Raw genomic sequence first — 16782 nt, 5'->3', positions numbered from 1 at the left:
GGTGACCTCCAGAGCACGGATTCCGGGCGCCGCAGGGCGCCGGGGCGTCGGCGGGGCGAGGTCGGTGAGAAGGAGGCTCGGTGAACCCTGGGGCGAGCGCTGTCTGGGGCCGCGCTGAGCAGCAGGATTTCCGCAGCCGGGTCCGGGGCACGCTGCTCGGCCTCGCCGTCGGTGACGCGCTCGGCGCGCCCGTCGCGTCGCTGACCCTGGAGGAGATCCGCGCGGCGCACGGCGCGGAGGGCCTCACCGACCTCGCCCCGGCCCACGGCAGGCGCGGCGCGATCACCGCGGGCACGCAGCTCGCGATGTTCACGGTGGACGGCCTGATCCGGGCGCAGGTGCGCCGTGACACCGGAGCCTGGCACCCGCCCACCGACCTGCACCGCGCCTACCGCCGCTGGCTCGCCACCCAGCACGAGTGGGGCCCGGACGAGCGCCGCAAGGAAGACGGCTGGCTGGCCCGCGAGGAGTGGCTGTACGTGCGCAGGAACCCGCCCGGGGCCTGCCTGCTCGGCCTCGGCGACGAGACGATGGGCACCCTGGACGTGCCGCGGAACCCCGGCGAGCGGGGCGCGGAGGCCGCCGTGCGCGGGGCACCGTTCGGACTGCTGGTGGGCTGGGAGCCGCAGCTCGTGGTGCAGCTCTCGGTCGAGTGCGCCGCCCAGACGCACGGCCACCCGGTCGCGTACCTGACCGCCGGCGCGCAGGCGGTGATCGTCCATGCGCTGGCGCGCGGCGAGGGCCTGGACGGCGCCGTGCAGCGGACGCTGGCGCTGCTGGCCGCGCGCCCCGGGCACGAGGACGTGACGAACGCGCTGCAACGCGCCCTCGGTGCGGTGCGCCAGGGCATGCCGACGCCCGGCCGGGTGGAGGAGCTGGCCGCGGAGGGCTCGGCGGAGGGCCTGCTCGCGGCGGCCGTGTACTGCGCCCTGGTCGGCGAGGACATCCGGCACGGGCTGCGCCTCGCGGTCAACCACGGCTCGGACTCCGCGGCGTGCGGGGCGCTGGCGGGCGCGCTGCTCGGGGCGCTGCACGGGGAGACGGCGCTGCCGCCCGCGTGGGTGGCCGAGCTGGAGGGCCGCGCGGTCCTCCTCGAACTCGCCGACGACTTCGCCATGGAGATGACCCAGGGCCCCGCCCTGCACGGCCCGGCCCTCGCGTCCACCGCGTGGCTGGCCCGGTACCCCCGCTAGCCGTACCGAGCCCGGGGGGCGCGCCTGTCGTCTCCCTGCCTCAGGCCCGCGTCAGCCAGTCCAGGTCAGCCGGTCCGCGTCAGCCAGTCCAGGTCAGCCGGTCCGCGTCAGCCAGTCCCTGTAGTGCGTGGGCGCGACGCGTGCGCCGTCGCCGGTGATGAGGACGTCGCCCTGCACGGCGCCGAACATCCCGGCGCTGTCGTCGGTGGTCACCGAGCGCTCGTCGCCCTTGGCCGTCAGGGTGATCCGGCCCAGTTCGTCCAGCGGGTACGTGTCGGGGCCGATGACGTCGAGCGTGCCGTTCAGCGGGGGGCCGGCGGCGACGTCGGACACGGCCGCGGCCACGTCGGCCGCCGCGATCGGCTGGACGGGGGTGCGGGGCAGGCGGACGGTGCCGCCGTCGGTGGTCCACGACATGACGGAGTCCATGAACTCCATGAACTGCGTGGCGCGGACGATCGAGTACGGGATGTGGCCGGCCTTGAGGATCTCCTCCTGGAGCGTCTTGGCACGGTAGTAGTCCAGCTCGGGCACCTGGTCGACGTGGACGATGGACAGGATGACGAAGTGCCCCGTGCCCGCCCGCCGGGCCGCGGCCAGGAGCGTGTCCATCGACGTCTGGAAGAACGCCGGGGAGGCGTCGTCGAAGGTCGGGGAGTTGGTCAGGTTGACGAGCACGTCGGCGCCCTCCAGCGCCGCGTCCACACCCTCGCCGGTGAGGACGTCGACCCCGGTGGACAGCGAGTGGGGTACCGCCTCCTGCCCGGCCGCGTTCAGGTTCCGCACGACCTGCGAGCCGATGAGCCCGGTTCCGCCGATGACTGCGATGCGCATGAGACCGCCCGCCTCCTGTCTGTGGCGCGTGCCATATGGCCCCTATGGATTTTATGACTGATTGGCGCGGTTCGCCTGTCGGTGCTCGGGACACGGACGTGGACGTGGACGTGGACGTGGACCTGGACCCGAGCCCGGGTCCGGGCCTGGACCCGAGCCCGAGACCCGTCCCGGACCGTGCCACGCCGGCGTGCCGCCGAGCCGGCGCCGGCACATGACGGAGCGCGGGCCCGGAGTGGGCCCGCGCTCGATCAGGTGGCACGGGATGTGTGGCGCCGGGTGCGGGGCCGCGCCGACCTGAAGGCGCGGCCCCCGGCGTCAGGCCGCCGGAGTCGTACCCGATCCGGTGGCCGAAGGGCCGGTGCCCGCGCCGGTGACCGCGGCGACGGCGACCGAGTACGCCGTGCCGGGCCGCAGCCCGCCGACCACCCGGAACATCCCCTTCGCCGTGGGCTGGCCGACCAGGGTGTCACGCCCGGTGACGTCGATGACCCGGTCGCCGGGCGGCCCTGTGAGCGTGATCCGGTACCCGATCACCGGGGAGTCGCCGACGGCCGTGGGCGGCGTCCACGCCACCGTCGCCGCCGTCGCCTGGGCCTTCAGCTTCACGCCGGTCGGCGCCGCGGGCAGGGCGGTCGACGCGCGGGGCGCGAGCGGGGCCGAGGGCAGCGACGCCGCGCCTGTCCCGACTGAGTTGAGGGCCGTCACCACGACCCTGTACTGCACCCCGTCGGTGAGCCCCGTCAGCCGGACCAGTGCGGACGTCTTGAAGCCGGCCGCGGAGACCCGCGCGGTGCTCGCCGCGTGCCCGGCCGGGTCGAACGCCGTCGCCTGGTACGCCGTCACCGGCGCGCCCCCGTCCACGAAGGACGGGTTGAAGGTGACGAGCATCGTCCCGGAGGGCCCGGTGGCCGTGGCGACCCGGGTGGGCGCCACCGGAGCCGTGGGCGCCCCGAACCGCTTCCCGAGGAGCCCCCGGTAGGCCGGTTCGAGCCCGGCGCCCGCCACCACGTCCTTCGGCGCGTCCGACGGGGACGTGATGATGTGGTTGCCCTTGGTCACGACCCCCTTGTTGTCGCCGTCCCGGTCGCCCTGCTCCCACCAGTTGCCCGAGATCAGCGTCGGGTCGTTGTTGCCGAGGTCGTCGCGGTAGTCGACGTGGGTGCTGAAGACGTTGGCGTAGGACGCGTCGTACAGGACGTTGCCGGAGACGGTCTCGTAGGTGCAGCCGTTGTCGGTGTAGACGTTCTTGCCGAGGCCGAACTGCCCGTGGATGACGTTGCCGGTGACCTTCTCGCCGTCGGCCATCGACGTGCCGGTGAGCCCTTGCGTGTAGATGCCGCCGCCGTCGTCGAGGCCCTGCATGTAGTCGGTGATCAGGTTGTCGCTGACGGTGTTGTCATGGCTGTTGTTGGGCGTCGCCGGCGAGCCGATCTTGTCCGGCCAGCCGCCCCAGCCCATGGAGATCGCCGAGTAGCCGACGTGGTCGATCTGGTTGTGGGAGATCAGGTTGTGCTGGGTGTAGCCGTTGACGATGCCCACCCCGCCCGCGTACTCCCGGGGCAGCGCGTAGAGGTGGTTGTCGGTCACCGTGACGTGGTGGGTGACGTCGGCGCCTTCCGCGAGGGGCTTGTCGACGCCGCCGATCTCCATGCCGTTGCCGGAGATGTCGGTGAAGACGCTGCCGCGCACGGTGGCGTTCTGCGTGCCGTCGCCCAGTTCGAGGCCCGCGGCGCCGAGGTGCACGAAGGCGTCGCCGCTGAAGTCGATGTCGTGCCCGTACGCGACCGCGACGTTCCCGGGCTCCTTGGTCCAGTCGCCGAACGGGCACTTCCCGCCCTCGGTGAACCCGCACAGCCCCTCGTCGGCCCAGCCGGTCGGCCCGGAGATGGTGTAGCCGGCCTGGATCTCGGAGAAGCCCTCCGGCGAGGACGGCTCCAGCCAGGTGGCGTACGAGAACTGCACCCCGCGGAAGGCGATGTCGTGCAGCGGGGCGTCGGCGGTCCCGCGCCCGTCGACCAGCTTCTGGAGCGCCGGCGCCTCCACGTCCGCGTGCCGCAGGTCCTCGCCCTTGCGCGGCATGTAGTAGACGGTGTCCGAGGCGCGGTCGAGATACCACTCGCCGGGGGTGTCGAGGAGTTCGCGCGCGTTCTCCATGTACGTGACGTGCGCGCTGTTGGTGAGCGCCCCCGGGCCGACCATGCTGACGGTGCGGCCGGGGATGTCCGGGAACTCCACCCGCTTGTTCGAGTTGTCCCAGCAGGGCTGGACCATCGTCACGGTGGTGCCCGAGGCGGCGGCGACGTCGCAGCGCGGCTGGGTCCACTGGCCGAGGCCGTCCCGCTGGAAGTTCCAGAGCGCCTCGCCGCTGGTGTACACGAACTCGGCGCCCTTGTTGTCCGGCCAGGACGCGAGGGTGTCACTGGACGCGGTGTAGCCGGAGTCGGTCTTGGTGAGGGTCACCGGCACCTCGCCCGCCGCACGCACGGCGCGCGCCCCGTCGACGTAGAGCTGCCGGGTGTCGTCGAGGCCGCGCGGCGCCGGCGCGGACCACGTCCCCTTGTGCCCCGGCACCTCGCGCCAGCCGGTGACCTGCTTGCCGCCGCTGATGACGGTGCCGGCGGTGCCCTGCCAGACCACGCGGTGGCCGTTCGACCCGGAGTCCCGGGCGTCGAGCGCGAGCGGCTCGGACTCCCGGTAGGTACCCGAGGCCAGATGCACCGTCAGATCCCGGCGCAGATCCTCGTTCCGCTCCCGGACCAGCTGCTGGGCACGCTGGAGGGTACGGAGGGGGTGGTGGGCGTCGCCCTTGGCGTGGTCGTCGCCGCTCGGCGCGACGTAGACGTCCGCGGCGCCCGCGGACCCGGATGCGGCGGACGCGGTGGATGCGGCTGTTCCGGCGGCCAACGCACCGCCCGCCAACGCGAGGGCCGCCGCGAGGGCGGGCAGAACCGATTTCCTACGCACGTTCGTCGTCCTCCCGGTTGGTGTGGATGTACGGGGTACGGGGCGCCCCGAGAGGGGCGCGCGGCTGTGTCGGTATGCGGCTCCGCCGCGTGGGCGCGAGAAGCCCCACCGGCAGTTGGTGGAGACGAGACAGCAAGGGGCAGGGCCTGATCAGGGGCGCGGGGAACTGCGCGACCAGCCCCCACGGGCCGGTGGCTGACAACGAGACCGCAGGGGGCAGGGCCTGATCAGGGGCGCCGGGAACTGCGCGAGACGTGCCACCGGCCGGTGGTCGACAACGAGACCGCAAGGGGCTGGGCCAGTGGCCCTCCGCGGGCGCGTCGTGGCTGGTCGCGCCGTTCCCCGCGCCCCTTTCGGGGCGCGACCTCACCGGCAAGCACCCCGGGGCTCACTGGGCCGGAAGGCCCCACCGCGGAGCCGAAGCATTCGGCGCAACCCCCCGCACCACCCCCGAGGGCCGCGTGCCGCGCGGAAACACCCACGCTTCCTCCCCCCGCCGCACCCCCACCCGCAACGTCCCCCCACCGAGGTCCTCGAAGTCCAGCTCACGCCCCCGCCCGTCCCGCACCTCGACGGGCCCGTCGATATCCGTCCGCACCACGCAAGGGGCCCCGGCCTCGCTGAACAACCGCACCCACCGCGTGGCACCCCCCTCGCGCGCCGCGCTCAGCAGGAACGCGCCCTGCGTGCGGAAGTCGTGCACGGTCACGTCCCGCCAGCCGGCGGGCACCGCCGGGAAGACCCGGATGACCCCGCCCCAGCTCTGGCAGACCATGTCGTGCAGCGACTGGGACGCCGACAGCGGCGTCTCGATGACCGGACCCGACTCCTTGTAGAGGGTGTTCGGCTGGACGTACAGCCGCAGCAGGTCGGAGAGGTAGCCGGCGGCACGGTCGCCGTCGAGCATCTGCGCCGAGAAGGAGGCCGCACCGGTGTAGCTGTAGCCCTGGAGGGCGCCGGTGAAGCTGATCCAGTGCTCCAGCGAGGTGCTGATCAGGTCGCGGTTCTCCGGCTGCTCCCAGTTGACCAGGTACAACGGGTAGACGGAGAGCATGTGCGAGTAGTGCCGGTGGGACATCGCGAACGGCTGCCCCGCGCCGATCATGAACCCGTTCTCGTCGGTCGGTGCCGGCACGAGCCGCGCCAGCACGTCCTGCCAGCGCGGCGCGAGCGGGTCGTCGATGCCGAGGGTCCGTGCGGAGTCCAGCAGCGTGGTGCAGCCCCACCGGATCAGCGCCAGGTCGTAGTTGGTGTCGGGGGTGTCGACGCCGTACTCCGGCGAGAACGTCTTCGGCAGGTGCAGCTTGCCGTCGCTGCCCGGCGCGAGGAAGTGCAGGTAGTAGTTGATCGCCTGGCGCAGCAGCGGGAAGACGACGTCGCGCAGGATCGACTCGTCCATGGTGTGCCGGTAGGACAGCCAGACGTTGTGCAGCGCCCACGTCAGGTTGCCGACCTCGGGCGTGGGCGGGTCCTGGCCGGGGATGCCGCCGCCGGTGCCGCCGGGCCCCGCGTCCGTGCCGTGGCTGAGGGTGATGTCGTTCGAGCGGGCGATGACGAGGGAGTCGGAGCGGTAGGCCGGTGCGGTCTGGGCCTTGATGTTGTCCCGGAACTCGCTGAGCGAGCGGGTGACGGCGTCGAGTTCGAGGTGGTTGGAGCCGTGGATGAGCCAGTACTCCAACTGGACGTTGAGGTTCCACCAGGACGCGGGCCAGGGGGTGGGTTCCAGCCAGGGGCCGGTGGTGGCCATCACCGGGGCGTCGCGGCGGGCCGCGGAGGCGACCTTGTAGAGCTGGATCCAGTAGAAGCTCTGGAGCCGGGCGTCGGGGATGGAGAGGAAGCTCTTCCGGTAGTAGGCGTGCCACCAGGAGCGGTGGCCGGCGGCGAGGGCGGTCAGCGGCAGCAGCGCCGACGCGCGGACCGAGGCGCGGGCCGCGGCGGTGGCGCCGGTGCCGGGGAAGGAGTGCGCGACGGTGGCGTACAGGGTGCGCGCGTGGCCGCGGGTCACCTCGCGCCAGGCGGTGACGTGCTGACCGCCGCTCAGCAGCGACTGCACCGACGTGCTCGTGCCGCCTTCCTCGCCGACGGTGGCGGGCGGGTTGCCCGTGTAGCCCTCGGGCAGCGGCTTGAACGCGGCGCGCGGGCTGATGGCGTCCGCGGGGTGGAAGACCCAGCGGTGGTCGCGCTCGCCGTCGCTGGGGGTGGTCTCGACGGCGAGCACCTGGCGGGTGGCGTGGATGAGGACGCGCAGCCGCAGGGTGCCGGCGTCGGTGGTGATGGTGCCGGTGAGCTCGCTGTTCCACAGGTCGAGGCGCCAGTCGACGGCGGTGATGGTGCCGACGGGCTCCAGCGTGAAGTAGCCGATGGGCAGCCGCGCGAGACCGAAGATGGAGCCGAACTCGGGCCGGTGGTCCTGGACCTCGCTGTGCTGGACGTTGAACCGGACGGCGTTCGCGCCGGGTTCGGCGTAGATGCCGGAGCCGAGGAACCCGTTGCCGAGGAACGGCCCCTCCTCCCAGGTGGCCGGAAGCTTCTGCCACACCAGGTCCGAGTCGGCGAGGATGCTCGCCCAGGTCCGATCACCCCCGGTCCGCACCTCCGGCGCCCAGCCCGCCCCACCGCCCCCGGCCGCGCCCCCGCCCCCGGTCGCCGCCGCGGCCGACACCGTCCCAACGGCCGACGCCCCCACGGCAGCACCGGCCACCGCGGTGCCCAGAACCGCACGCCGCGACACATCTCGTCTGCTCTCCATGGCGCCTCACGCCCCCTGAGGTTCGTTCGCGTATCTGAATATAGATCCGATGTATAACCCCCGGGGACGCTAGACCCGGCCGTAGGGCAAGTCAATGAGTAGCGCAACCCGTGATCCGGCAACCAAGTCATCGGACCACTAGAAGCATCACCCACCTGCGCGAACAACGAGAACGCTGCCCAACCATGACAATCCCCGCAGAGAGCCACGACACCCAGGGGCACGTGGATAGGGGCGCGGGGGACTGCGCGAACGACCAGGACGGCAGCCGCAGAGAACCGGGGCGCTCAGGGGTACTTGGATAGGGGTGCGGGGGACTGCGCGAACGACCAGGACGGCAGCCGCAGAGAACCGGGGCGCTCAGGGGTACTTGGATAGGGGTGCGGGGGACTGCGCGAACGACCAGGACGGCAGCCGCAGAGAACCGGGGCGCTCAGGGGTACTTGGCTAGGGGCGCGGGGAACTGCGCAAAAAACCACGACGATGCCCGCAGATGGTCATGGCAGGCAAGGCCACCTGGCCAGGGGCGCGGGGAACTGCGCAGAAAACCACGACGCACCCGCACCCAACCACCACGGCCCCCCAGACCCAGGGGCCCCGGGGGCAGGGCGAACGAAGAAGCCCGCCCGCCCCGGAAAAGGGCGGGCGGGCGGGAAAGTGGAGCGACGAGGCCCCGCCTCAGTCAAAACCCCTAGTCGGAAACCCCAGCCGGAGCCGCCGCCGCAACCCCGGGCCCCCCGACATCGGGCCCGTCCGTATTGATCCGGTCGAGAATCGCATCCCGCTCGACCGTCACCTCCGGCTTGATCCACCCGATCACCGTGTACAGCACCAGCGACGTAGCCACCGGCGTGGCCGTCTGGATCTGCGTGCTCAGCCCGTCGAGCCCGTAGTTGGTCAGCCAGAACGCGAACAGGCCGAGCGCCCAGGACACCAGCGCGGCCGTCGGCCCGGACCGCCGCCAGGGCCTCAGCATGCCGAGCATGAACGGGATGGCGATCGGCCCCATCAGACCGGCCACCCACTTGATCACCACGCCGATGATGCTGCCGAACGTCGGCGAGGACACCTGCGTGGCGACCGCCATGGACAGCGCCAGGAACGCGATCGTGGTCCACCGTGCGGTGATCAGCCCGACCCGGTGGGTCCAGTTGCGGGCACGCTCGTTGAACGCCGGGAGGATGTCCCGGGTGAAGACGGCCGAGATGGCGTTGGCGTCGGACGAGCACATGGCCATGGTGTGCGAGAAGAACCCGACGACGACCAGGCCGAGCAGCCCGTGCGGCAGCAGGCGCTCGGTGAGCAGCGCGTACGAGTCGGACGCGTCCGGCTTCTTCGCGTGGACGAGCAGCGGCGAGGCCCACATCGGGAAGAACAGCACCGCCGGCCACACCAGCCACAGCGCCGCCGACAGCGCCGCGGACCGCGAGGCGGCGGCCGCGCTGCGGGTGGCCATGTACCGCTGGGCCTGGTTCCACATGCCGCCGTTGTACTCGAACGTCTTGATGAAGACGAACGCGAGGAAGAACGTCACGGTGTAGGGGCCCGTGGTGGGGTGCGAGTGGCTGGCGGGCAGCTTGTCCCAGATGGTCCAGAGGCTGGAGAAGCCGCCCAGCTCGGACATGACGGCCACCAGCATCGTGATGCCGGCGATGAACTGGATGATGAACTGCCCCATCTCCGTGAGCGCGTCGGCCCACAGCCCGCCGATCGTGCAGTAGATCGCGGTGACCACGCCGGTGATCAGGATGCCCTGGTTGAGGGTGAGCCCGGTGAAGACGGAGAGCAGCGTCGCGATGGCGGCCCACTTGGCGCCCACGTCGACGATCTTCAGCAGGCCGCCGGATATCGCGAGCGCCTGCTGGGTCGACACGTTGTAACGGTCCTTCAGGAACTCCAGCGGCGAGGCGACCCCGAGCCGGGAGCGCAGCCGGTTGAGCCGCGGCGCGAACGTCTTGATGCCGATCGCGACGCCGACGGCGATCGGGAACGACCACGTGGCGAAGGAGGTGAAGCCGTACTGGTAGGCGATGCCCGCGTATCCCGTGAACATGACGGCGCTGTAGCCGGACATGTGGTGCGAGATTCCGGACATCCACCAGGGCATCCTGCCGCCCGCGGTGAAGAAGTCGCTGACGTCGCTGACGCGCTTGTGCGACCACCAGCCGATGGCCGCCATCACGCCGAAGTAGGCGATGAGCACCGCCCAGTCGAATCCGTTCATGCCCCCTCCTGGGGTCCGCCTTGTGAACTTCCACGTACCGGTGCGCTCTTCGCCAGCACTCCCCACGGTGCGGGGCGTGGGCCGGGCCCCCAGGTCGGACAACCGTTGCGGGAGGGGACTTCGGGGATTGAACCGTCGGATCCGGGCCCTGGTCAAGACCTGTAGAGGTCACGGATATGAACGGAGGTCAGAAAGCAGAACGATTTTACCGTCTCTTGACCCATTCGCCGGTTGTCGTGGCCGCTCCGGCGAATCCACCATGAGCGAGCACTTCGTCAGACATACCCAAGAGTTGCCCGCCAACGAGACGGCCGCCCAGGGATGCGGGTCCCGGGCGGCCGGTGGTGCGGGCGGGCGTGCACACCCGGGGGGTGGTGTGTGCACGTATGGGGACATGGCCGAGCCCCCTCGGCCGGGACGGCGAACCAGTCGAGAGGGCTCATGGCGTGGTGCACGGACGGGGCCTGCCCGCCCGCGGTGTTCAGCCGAGGTGGAAGGCGCCCCGGGTCACTTCAGATACGAAGGCGGTCCAGGACAGCGGCGCGAACGCGAGCGCACGCCCTTCCGGCACCTTGGAGTCCCGCACCGCGATCGCGTGCGAAACCGGCGACTTGACCTCGACGCATGCGCCGTTCCCCGTGGAATACGAGGACTTGGTCCACGTGGACGTAGCGCCCTGCTTGATTGCCATGATTGCTCCGGTTCAACCAGTCGTGATGGAACTGGCACGCCGCGCTCGGCGGCGCCCCGTCGGCGCCGGGGCGTCGACGGTGATCGACGCTACTCGTCCCGCTTGGGCGCTGAACGAGGCGTTCACTCGACCGGATGGCATATTCCAACGCTGCTTCCGCCGCCACCAATACAGGTGTACCGTGCGGCACCTTCCAGCGAAGTGAACGCGGCCTTCCGGCTTTCTCCATCACCACGGCATTTCCGGAAGGCGTAGTTCCTCATCGGTGTGCCTTCAGCGCGTCATCGGTGTCCCTGAACCGGCATCAACGTGCGTAGTCCTTGGCGATCTTCGAAATGAAATCGCGCGACTGTTCCACGTTCAGGGCCTGGGCCCGCAGGTGTTCGTACATCACGCTGTATTTCTGGACGTCACCCGACTTCTCCAGATAGAGGTCGCTGGTGACACCCTCGATATAGACCACGCTGGAATCGCTGGCGTCCGGGAATTCCAGAATCGCGTACTGGCCGTTGATTCCCGGATGCGCCCCCATCTCGAACGGGATGACCTGCACGGTCACATGCGGGAGCTGGGACTGCTCGACGAGGTGGTCGAGCTGATCGCGCATCAGGCCCGGACCGCCGACGACCCGGCGCAGCGCCGCCTCGTCCATCACCGTCCACAGCCGCAGCGGGGTCTCCGACGCGTAGACCCGGTCCTGGCGGCGCATGCGGACCTGCACCCGCTTGTCGACGTCGGCCGCCGGCGTCTCGGGCAGCGCGCCCCTGATCAGCGCCTCGGCGTAGTTCCTGGTCTGCAACAGGCCCGGAACGACCTGCGGATCGTAGACGCGCAGCGACGCGGCGTCGGTCTCCAGGCCGATGTAGACGCTGTACGGGATGTCGCCGAAGGAGTGCCACCAGCCCTGCTGGCGGGAGTCCTTGGCCATCTGCATCAGCGATTCGACCACGCGCTGGTCCTCGACGTCGTAGACCCCGCACAGGTCGCGGACGTCGCGCTGGCTGATGCTGCGGCGGCCGTTCTCCAGCCGGCTGATCTTCGACTGCGAGACCAGCAGCCGCTCGGCGACCTCCTCGGCGGTCATGCCCTTCAGCTCACGCAGTCTGCGCAGCTCCTGGCCGAGACGGCGTCGTCTTACGGTGGGATTGACATTGGACGCCACGGACGTGCACCTCCGGCTTTCGGCCCCCGGGCCAGCACTTTGCGTATCTGCTGTTGAGCAGATTGCCACCAAGAGGCTCGCCACCGCTGGGAAACGGCGGATATGCAAGAGATATGCGGCAGATATGCCGTAAATATACGGCGCGCACCCAGGGCTTGACGGACAGTTTGTCGCCCGAACGCCCCCGCGCGCAACCGTGTGCCGGGGCCGGGGCCGGGGCCGGGGCCGGGGCCGGGGCCTGGGCCGCTGTCGCCGGGCCCGGGTCCGCCTCGGCCGGCGTCCGCCCGCCCGTCCGGCCTGCCGTCGCCGCACATGGGGCCGCGCGGGGCGCCGGGCCGGAGTCGTCGTCCGTGACGTCCGGCGGCCGGCGCTCCGCGCGGCCCAGCGGCTCCCGGGCCGGGTCCTGGGACTGCGGCTCGGCCGCCGCAGCGCGGTTCCTGAGTCCGTGCCGCGTGCCTCTGCTGGATCGGTGGTTCCGGTACATCGTTGTCAGGCGGTACTTCTGTCGTGCGCGGTCCGTCGGGGGCCGCCCCGGCCGGTTCTGGATCTGGTCGGGATGGTGCCGGCTTCCGCCGGATCGGCCCGGATCCGTCTCGCGCGATCGTGCTGATCTTGCAGGTCCAACTCGTTCCCGCTAGGCCCTGCGCGATCTCGCGCGGTCGTGCGCGGTCCTTCTCCGGGTTGCTCTATCTGGTTGTGCGCTGCCTGGTTACCGGCTGCGCCCTGGCGCTGATGCCCTGGTGTCAATGGACCACGGCGCGTGCCATGGCCCCGTGGCGTGGCTGCGTCGGAACCCTGCCGGGCTCCGCTGCGGGCCGCCCGGACTGTGGCCCGGTGGGGGCCGGACCGCGCCGAGGCTGTGCCGCGACACCGTTCTGGACGTCCATGACGGCGTGCGCCACGAGGCCGCCCATCGGGTCGTGCCTGATGAGGTCCCGGAGCCGGGAGCGTGAGGAACGCCCCTCGTTGCCGGGATAGAGGTGCTTGCCGAGCCCCACCGCGTGGGCCAGGGCGGCGAGCGCCGCGGTCCGCGGGTCCGGCGGTACGCCGGTGCGGATCGCGGAGTCCAGCCGGGACCTGATCTCCCGGCTGATGGCCGTGTCCGTGGCCTGGTAGCGAGTGGTCGGCAGCACCCCGCACATCTGGCCCGCGACGGCGTGCACCATGCCGCACCGCTCCAGGTGTGAGAGATACGTCTGGCGGAGCCCCAACCGGGGCCCGCCGATCCAGTGGACCGCCCGGACCGGGGCGCCGCGCCTTCGCAGCAACTCCAGTGCGCAGTCCAGTGTTGGATCTCCTGTCGGCCGTGGTACCACCACGGCGATACGATCCCCGTCTGGGGCTATTCGTCCGGCCAGCGCGAGCTCCACTAGCTGCGCTCCGGCCAGACCGAGGTCGAGCGACTGCGGCTGCGCTGTGGTACCCGTGGTCGGGTCCAGAGCGAGCAGCAGAAGCTCCTCCGGAATTGTTCTGCGGCTCCTGCCCATCCATGCCTCCCCGCGTGGATGAATGACAGGGTGACCCCTCTCACATTGGTCTGTCGAGAGTGCGTGACCGCTTCGTAAGGGAACCGGTAGGTATGTCGTTCTCGTCTTGCACAGGGGTCAACCCCTCACACGGGACACTGGGACACGGTTCGGACACCGGCTCCCGGGTGGGGTTGACTTGGCGTTGGACGTCATGAGCGCAGAGCTATGGAGGAGGCATCGGTGGCGGGTCAGTCCCCCGACAGGTCGGAGCAGCAGGAGTCGCCCGGGGGCCCGACCGGGGAACCCGAACCCGGCCCTTCCCCCTCGCCCGACGCATCCGACCCCCGGCACGCGGTGGCCCGCGCACGCGTCGACCAGCCGACCGCGGTCTTCCGGACACCGGCCGAGCGCGCTGAGCCCTCGGCGTCCCCTGCGCAGACAATGACGCGGGAGGGTGCCGGATCGGTTGCCCCGCAGCGAAAGGAACCCGAAAGCGGCACCGCGGAGGCGGCGGCGGAAGCCGCGGCGGACGACCGGGGGGCGTCGGGTGACGTGGGTGTTTCCGGTGGTGAGGGTGTTTCCGGTGGTGGGGGCGCTTCCGGCGGTGCGGATGTCTCCGCTGACGCGGATGCCTCAGGGGGTGCGGATGGCCCCGGGGGTGCGGATGTCCCCGGGGGTGCGGATGTCCCTGGGGGTGCCGACGCCTCAGGGGGTTCGGACGTCTTCGGGAGTGCGGACTCCTCCGAGGGTGCGGATGTTTCGCGGGATGCGGGTGAGTCCGGTGCTGCGGATGGATCTGATGTACCCGGTGGTGCGGATCCTGCGGATGTTTCCGGTGAGGCGGATGGCCGGTCCGGCGGCGAGGGTGCCGCGGGTGCGGACGAGGACTCCGGCGCGGGTGCCGGTGCTTCTGCCGAGGAGGGCGACGGCCCGGACGGCGGGAGCGGATCGGCCGACGATGACGACGATGGCAATGACGGTGACGAAGAGGGCGGCGAGGGCTGGGAGGCCCGAGAGCCCGCGGCCACTGACGAGCCTGCGGCCGCGGCCGGCAGCGAGCCCGAGGCCGCTGGTGGGTCTGCGGCCGCGAAGGGGTCCGCGGACAGCGGGGCTCCCGAGGTAACCGGCAGGTCCGAGGCCGCCGACGAGCGCGGGGCGGGGGAGGAGCCGCGCGCCTCCGACGAGCCCGAAGCGACCGGCACGTCTGGCACGTCCGGCACGTCTGGCACGTCCGGTACCACCGAGCACCTCCAAGCTTCCGATGAGCCCGAGGCAGCCGACGCCCCTGAGCCGGCCGACGGATCCGGGGCCTCCGACGAGACCGAGGCCGGGGAGGAGCCGCGGGCCCTCGACAAGCCCGGTGCCTCTGACGGACCTGAGACCTCCGAGGGACCTGAGCCCTCCGAAGAGTCCGAGGCGCCCGGTGAGGGCCCGAGCGGGCCCGGTGCGGGGGGCGTCGATCAGAAGACCGCCGTCTTCCGCGCCCCGAAGGCGCCGCCCGTCGACCGGCCGACGACCGCCCTGAAGTGGAACGGCGGCCGCGGCGCCGCGGCCGAGGATGCCGACGGCGGCGAGGCGGAGACCGGAGCCGAGACCGGAGCCGAGACCGGGGCCGAGACCGGGGCCGAGACCGGAGCCGAGACCGGGGCCGGGGGCGGGGCCGGGGGCGCCGCCGCCAAGGCCTCCCGTACCTCCGTCCCGTCCGGGGCGCCGGACACCGGCAAGGAAGCCCCGAGCGCCCCGTCCAAGCCCGCCACGGAGGCCGCCCGGCCCCCTCTGTCCGTGCCCCTGCCGCCCGCCCGGCCCACCGGCGCGGACTCCGGCGCCCGCGGCACGGACGTGCCCGAGCGCCCCGCCGAGCGGACCAGCAAGTTCGTCGCGCTCAAGCCGCTGGACGAGCCGGCGCCCGCCCCGGGCCGCACCGGCGCGGACCCCGAGGGCACCCCGGGGCTGCGGAACACCAACGAGATGCCGGTACCGCCGCGGCCGCCGCTCGATCTGCTCGCCGAGCTGACGAACACCCCGCCGCCCCGGCAGACCGTGGTCCGCTCCGCGCTGCGCCGGGTCAAGATCTGGACGCCGCTGGTGGTGCTGCTGGCGATCGTCTTCGCGGTCGTACAGGCGGTCAGGCCGCTGCCGAACCCGACGCTCGCGCTCACCGCCGACGACACCTTCGCCTTCGACGGCGGCGGTGCGGCGCTGCCCTGGCCCACCGAGGGACAGGGCTGGATGGACGTCTCGGGCATCGGGACGATGGACCACTTCGGTGCCCAGAAGCCCGTCCCGATCGGCTCGGTGGCCAAGACCATGACCGCCTACCTCGTCCTCAAGGACCATCCGCTGAAGAGCGGCGAGCCAGGACCCAAGATCCGGGTGGACGCGACCGCGGAGAAGGAGGGCGGCCTCAAGTCCGAGGGCGAGTCGGTGGTCGACACCATCCACGAGGGCGACATGCTGACCCTCCAGCAGGCGCTCTCGGCCATCATGATCCCGTCCGCGAACAACGTGGCGCGGCTGCTCGGGCGCTGGGACGCGGGCTCCCAGAATGCCTTCGTCGCGAAGATGAACGCCGCGGCCAAGGACCTCGGCATGAAGCACACGACGTACACCGACCCGTCGGGCCTCAACCCGACCACCGTGAGCACCGCCGAGGACCAGGTGAAGCTCGCGGACGAGCTGGTGAAGATCCCCGCGCTGATGGACATCACCAGGCTGCCCCAGTGGAAGGACCCCTCCGGCCACAACTGGCGGAACTACAACAACCTGGTCCCGTACGACGGCGCCATCGGCATCAAGACCGGCTCCACCACCAAGGCGGGCGGCAACCTGGTCTTCGCGGCGCGCAAGGAGGTCGACGGGCAGACCGTCACCGTCGTCGGCGCGGTGCTCGGCCAGCACCAGGGCCCGTCGATCATCGACACGGTCAACAACGTCAGCAAGCCGGTCATGCTCGCCGCCCGTGACGCGCTGAAGTCCGCGGTGGTCCTGAAGAAGGGCGACGTCGTCGGGTACGTGGACGACGGCCTCGGGGGGCAGACCCCGGTCGTGGCCACGAAGGACGTCACCGCCGTCGGCTGGTCCGGCCTGAAGGTGCACCTCGGCCTGAACGACCCGCAGGGCAAGACCCTGCCGCACGAGGCGAAGGCGGGCACGGAGGTCGGTTCGCTCAGCGTCGGCGGAGCCGCGGCTGGCAGTGGCAGCGGCGGCGGCAAGGGCAGCGCGATCAAGGTGCCGGTGGCGCTCCAGAGGGGCCTCAGCGAGCCGGGGTACGGGGCGAAGTTCACGCGCCTCGGCTAAGCGCGCCTCCGGCGCCGGGTAGCCGGGCTTCCGGGCTTCTGGGCTGCCGGTCCTCCGGGGGCGCCCCTTCGGGGGGCCCGTGCGGGCGGGTTCCGTACGGGCGGGTTCCGTACGGGCGGGTTTGCCCCCTGGGGTCGGTCGCGGTCTGCGAGTTTCGTCGTGGCTTCTCGCGCAGTTCCCCGCGCCCCTTTCGGGC

At 71.7% G+C, this 16782-nt stretch carries 9 protein-coding genes; 2 read left to right on the top strand and 7 right to left on the bottom strand.

The window, feature by feature from the left end; genetic code table 11:
- Positions 1-80: 80 nt before the first annotated feature.
- Positions 81-1193, top strand: coding sequence for an ADP-ribosylglycohydrolase family protein (locus Sm713_RS26125; protein ID WP_212912527.1), 1113 nt, complete (start codon positions 81-83; stop codon positions 1191-1193).
- Positions 1194-1286: 93 nt separating this feature from the next.
- Here Sm713_RS26125 and Sm713_RS26120 read toward each other — a convergent pair whose 3' ends face one another.
- The 7 genes from Sm713_RS26120 to Sm713_RS26090 form a co-directional block, all read right to left on the bottom strand.
- A complete protein-coding gene (locus Sm713_RS26120) occupies positions 1287-2027 on the bottom strand; it encodes an SDR family oxidoreductase (RefSeq protein WP_212912526.1) in 741 nt (246 codons plus the stop codon).
- Between the two features lie 318 nt (positions 2028-2345).
- Positions 2346-4994 (bottom strand): fibronectin type III domain-containing protein, encoded by a 2649-nt coding sequence (locus tag Sm713_RS26115; RefSeq protein WP_212912525.1) that lies wholly within the window; start codon positions 4992-4994, stop codon positions 2346-2348.
- Between the two features lie 388 nt (positions 4995-5382).
- Positions 5383-7743: a Tat pathway signal sequence domain protein gene (locus Sm713_RS26110; protein WP_212912524.1), complete on the bottom strand. Its 2361-nt coding sequence runs from the start codon at positions 7741-7743 to the stop codon at positions 5383-5385.
- Between the two features lie 691 nt (positions 7744-8434).
- Entirely contained in the window at positions 8435-9967 is a 1533-nt protein-coding gene (locus Sm713_RS26105) for a sodium:solute symporter family protein (protein WP_212912523.1), read from the bottom strand.
- Between the two features lie 481 nt (positions 9968-10448).
- Positions 10449-10658, bottom strand: coding sequence for a DUF397 domain-containing protein (locus Sm713_RS26100; protein ID WP_212912522.1), 210 nt, complete (start codon positions 10656-10658; stop codon positions 10449-10451).
- Between the two features lie 304 nt (positions 10659-10962).
- A complete protein-coding gene (locus Sm713_RS26095; RefSeq protein ID WP_212912521.1) occupies positions 10963-11820 on the bottom strand; it encodes a helix-turn-helix transcriptional regulator in 858 nt (285 codons plus the stop codon).
- Positions 11821-12563: 743 nt separating this feature from the next.
- Positions 12564-13307 (bottom strand): GPP34 family phosphoprotein, encoded by a 744-nt coding sequence (locus tag Sm713_RS26090; protein ID WP_212912520.1) that lies wholly within the window; start codon positions 13305-13307, stop codon positions 12564-12566.
- Positions 13308-13841: 534 nt separating this feature from the next.
- Between Sm713_RS26090 and Sm713_RS26085 the strand changes: the two genes are divergently transcribed.
- Positions 13842-16586, top strand: coding sequence for a D-alanyl-D-alanine carboxypeptidase (locus Sm713_RS26085; protein ID WP_308293193.1), 2745 nt, complete (start codon positions 13842-13844; stop codon positions 16584-16586).
- Positions 16587-16782 lie beyond the last annotated feature (196 nt).

Source organism: Streptomyces sp. TS71-3, from assembly GCF_018327685.1.
Classification (GTDB): domain Bacteria; phylum Actinomycetota; class Actinomycetes; order Streptomycetales; family Streptomycetaceae; genus Streptomyces.
Note: the sequence above shows the minus strand (reverse complement) of the source record. Positions and strands in the feature narration are given on the sequence as shown.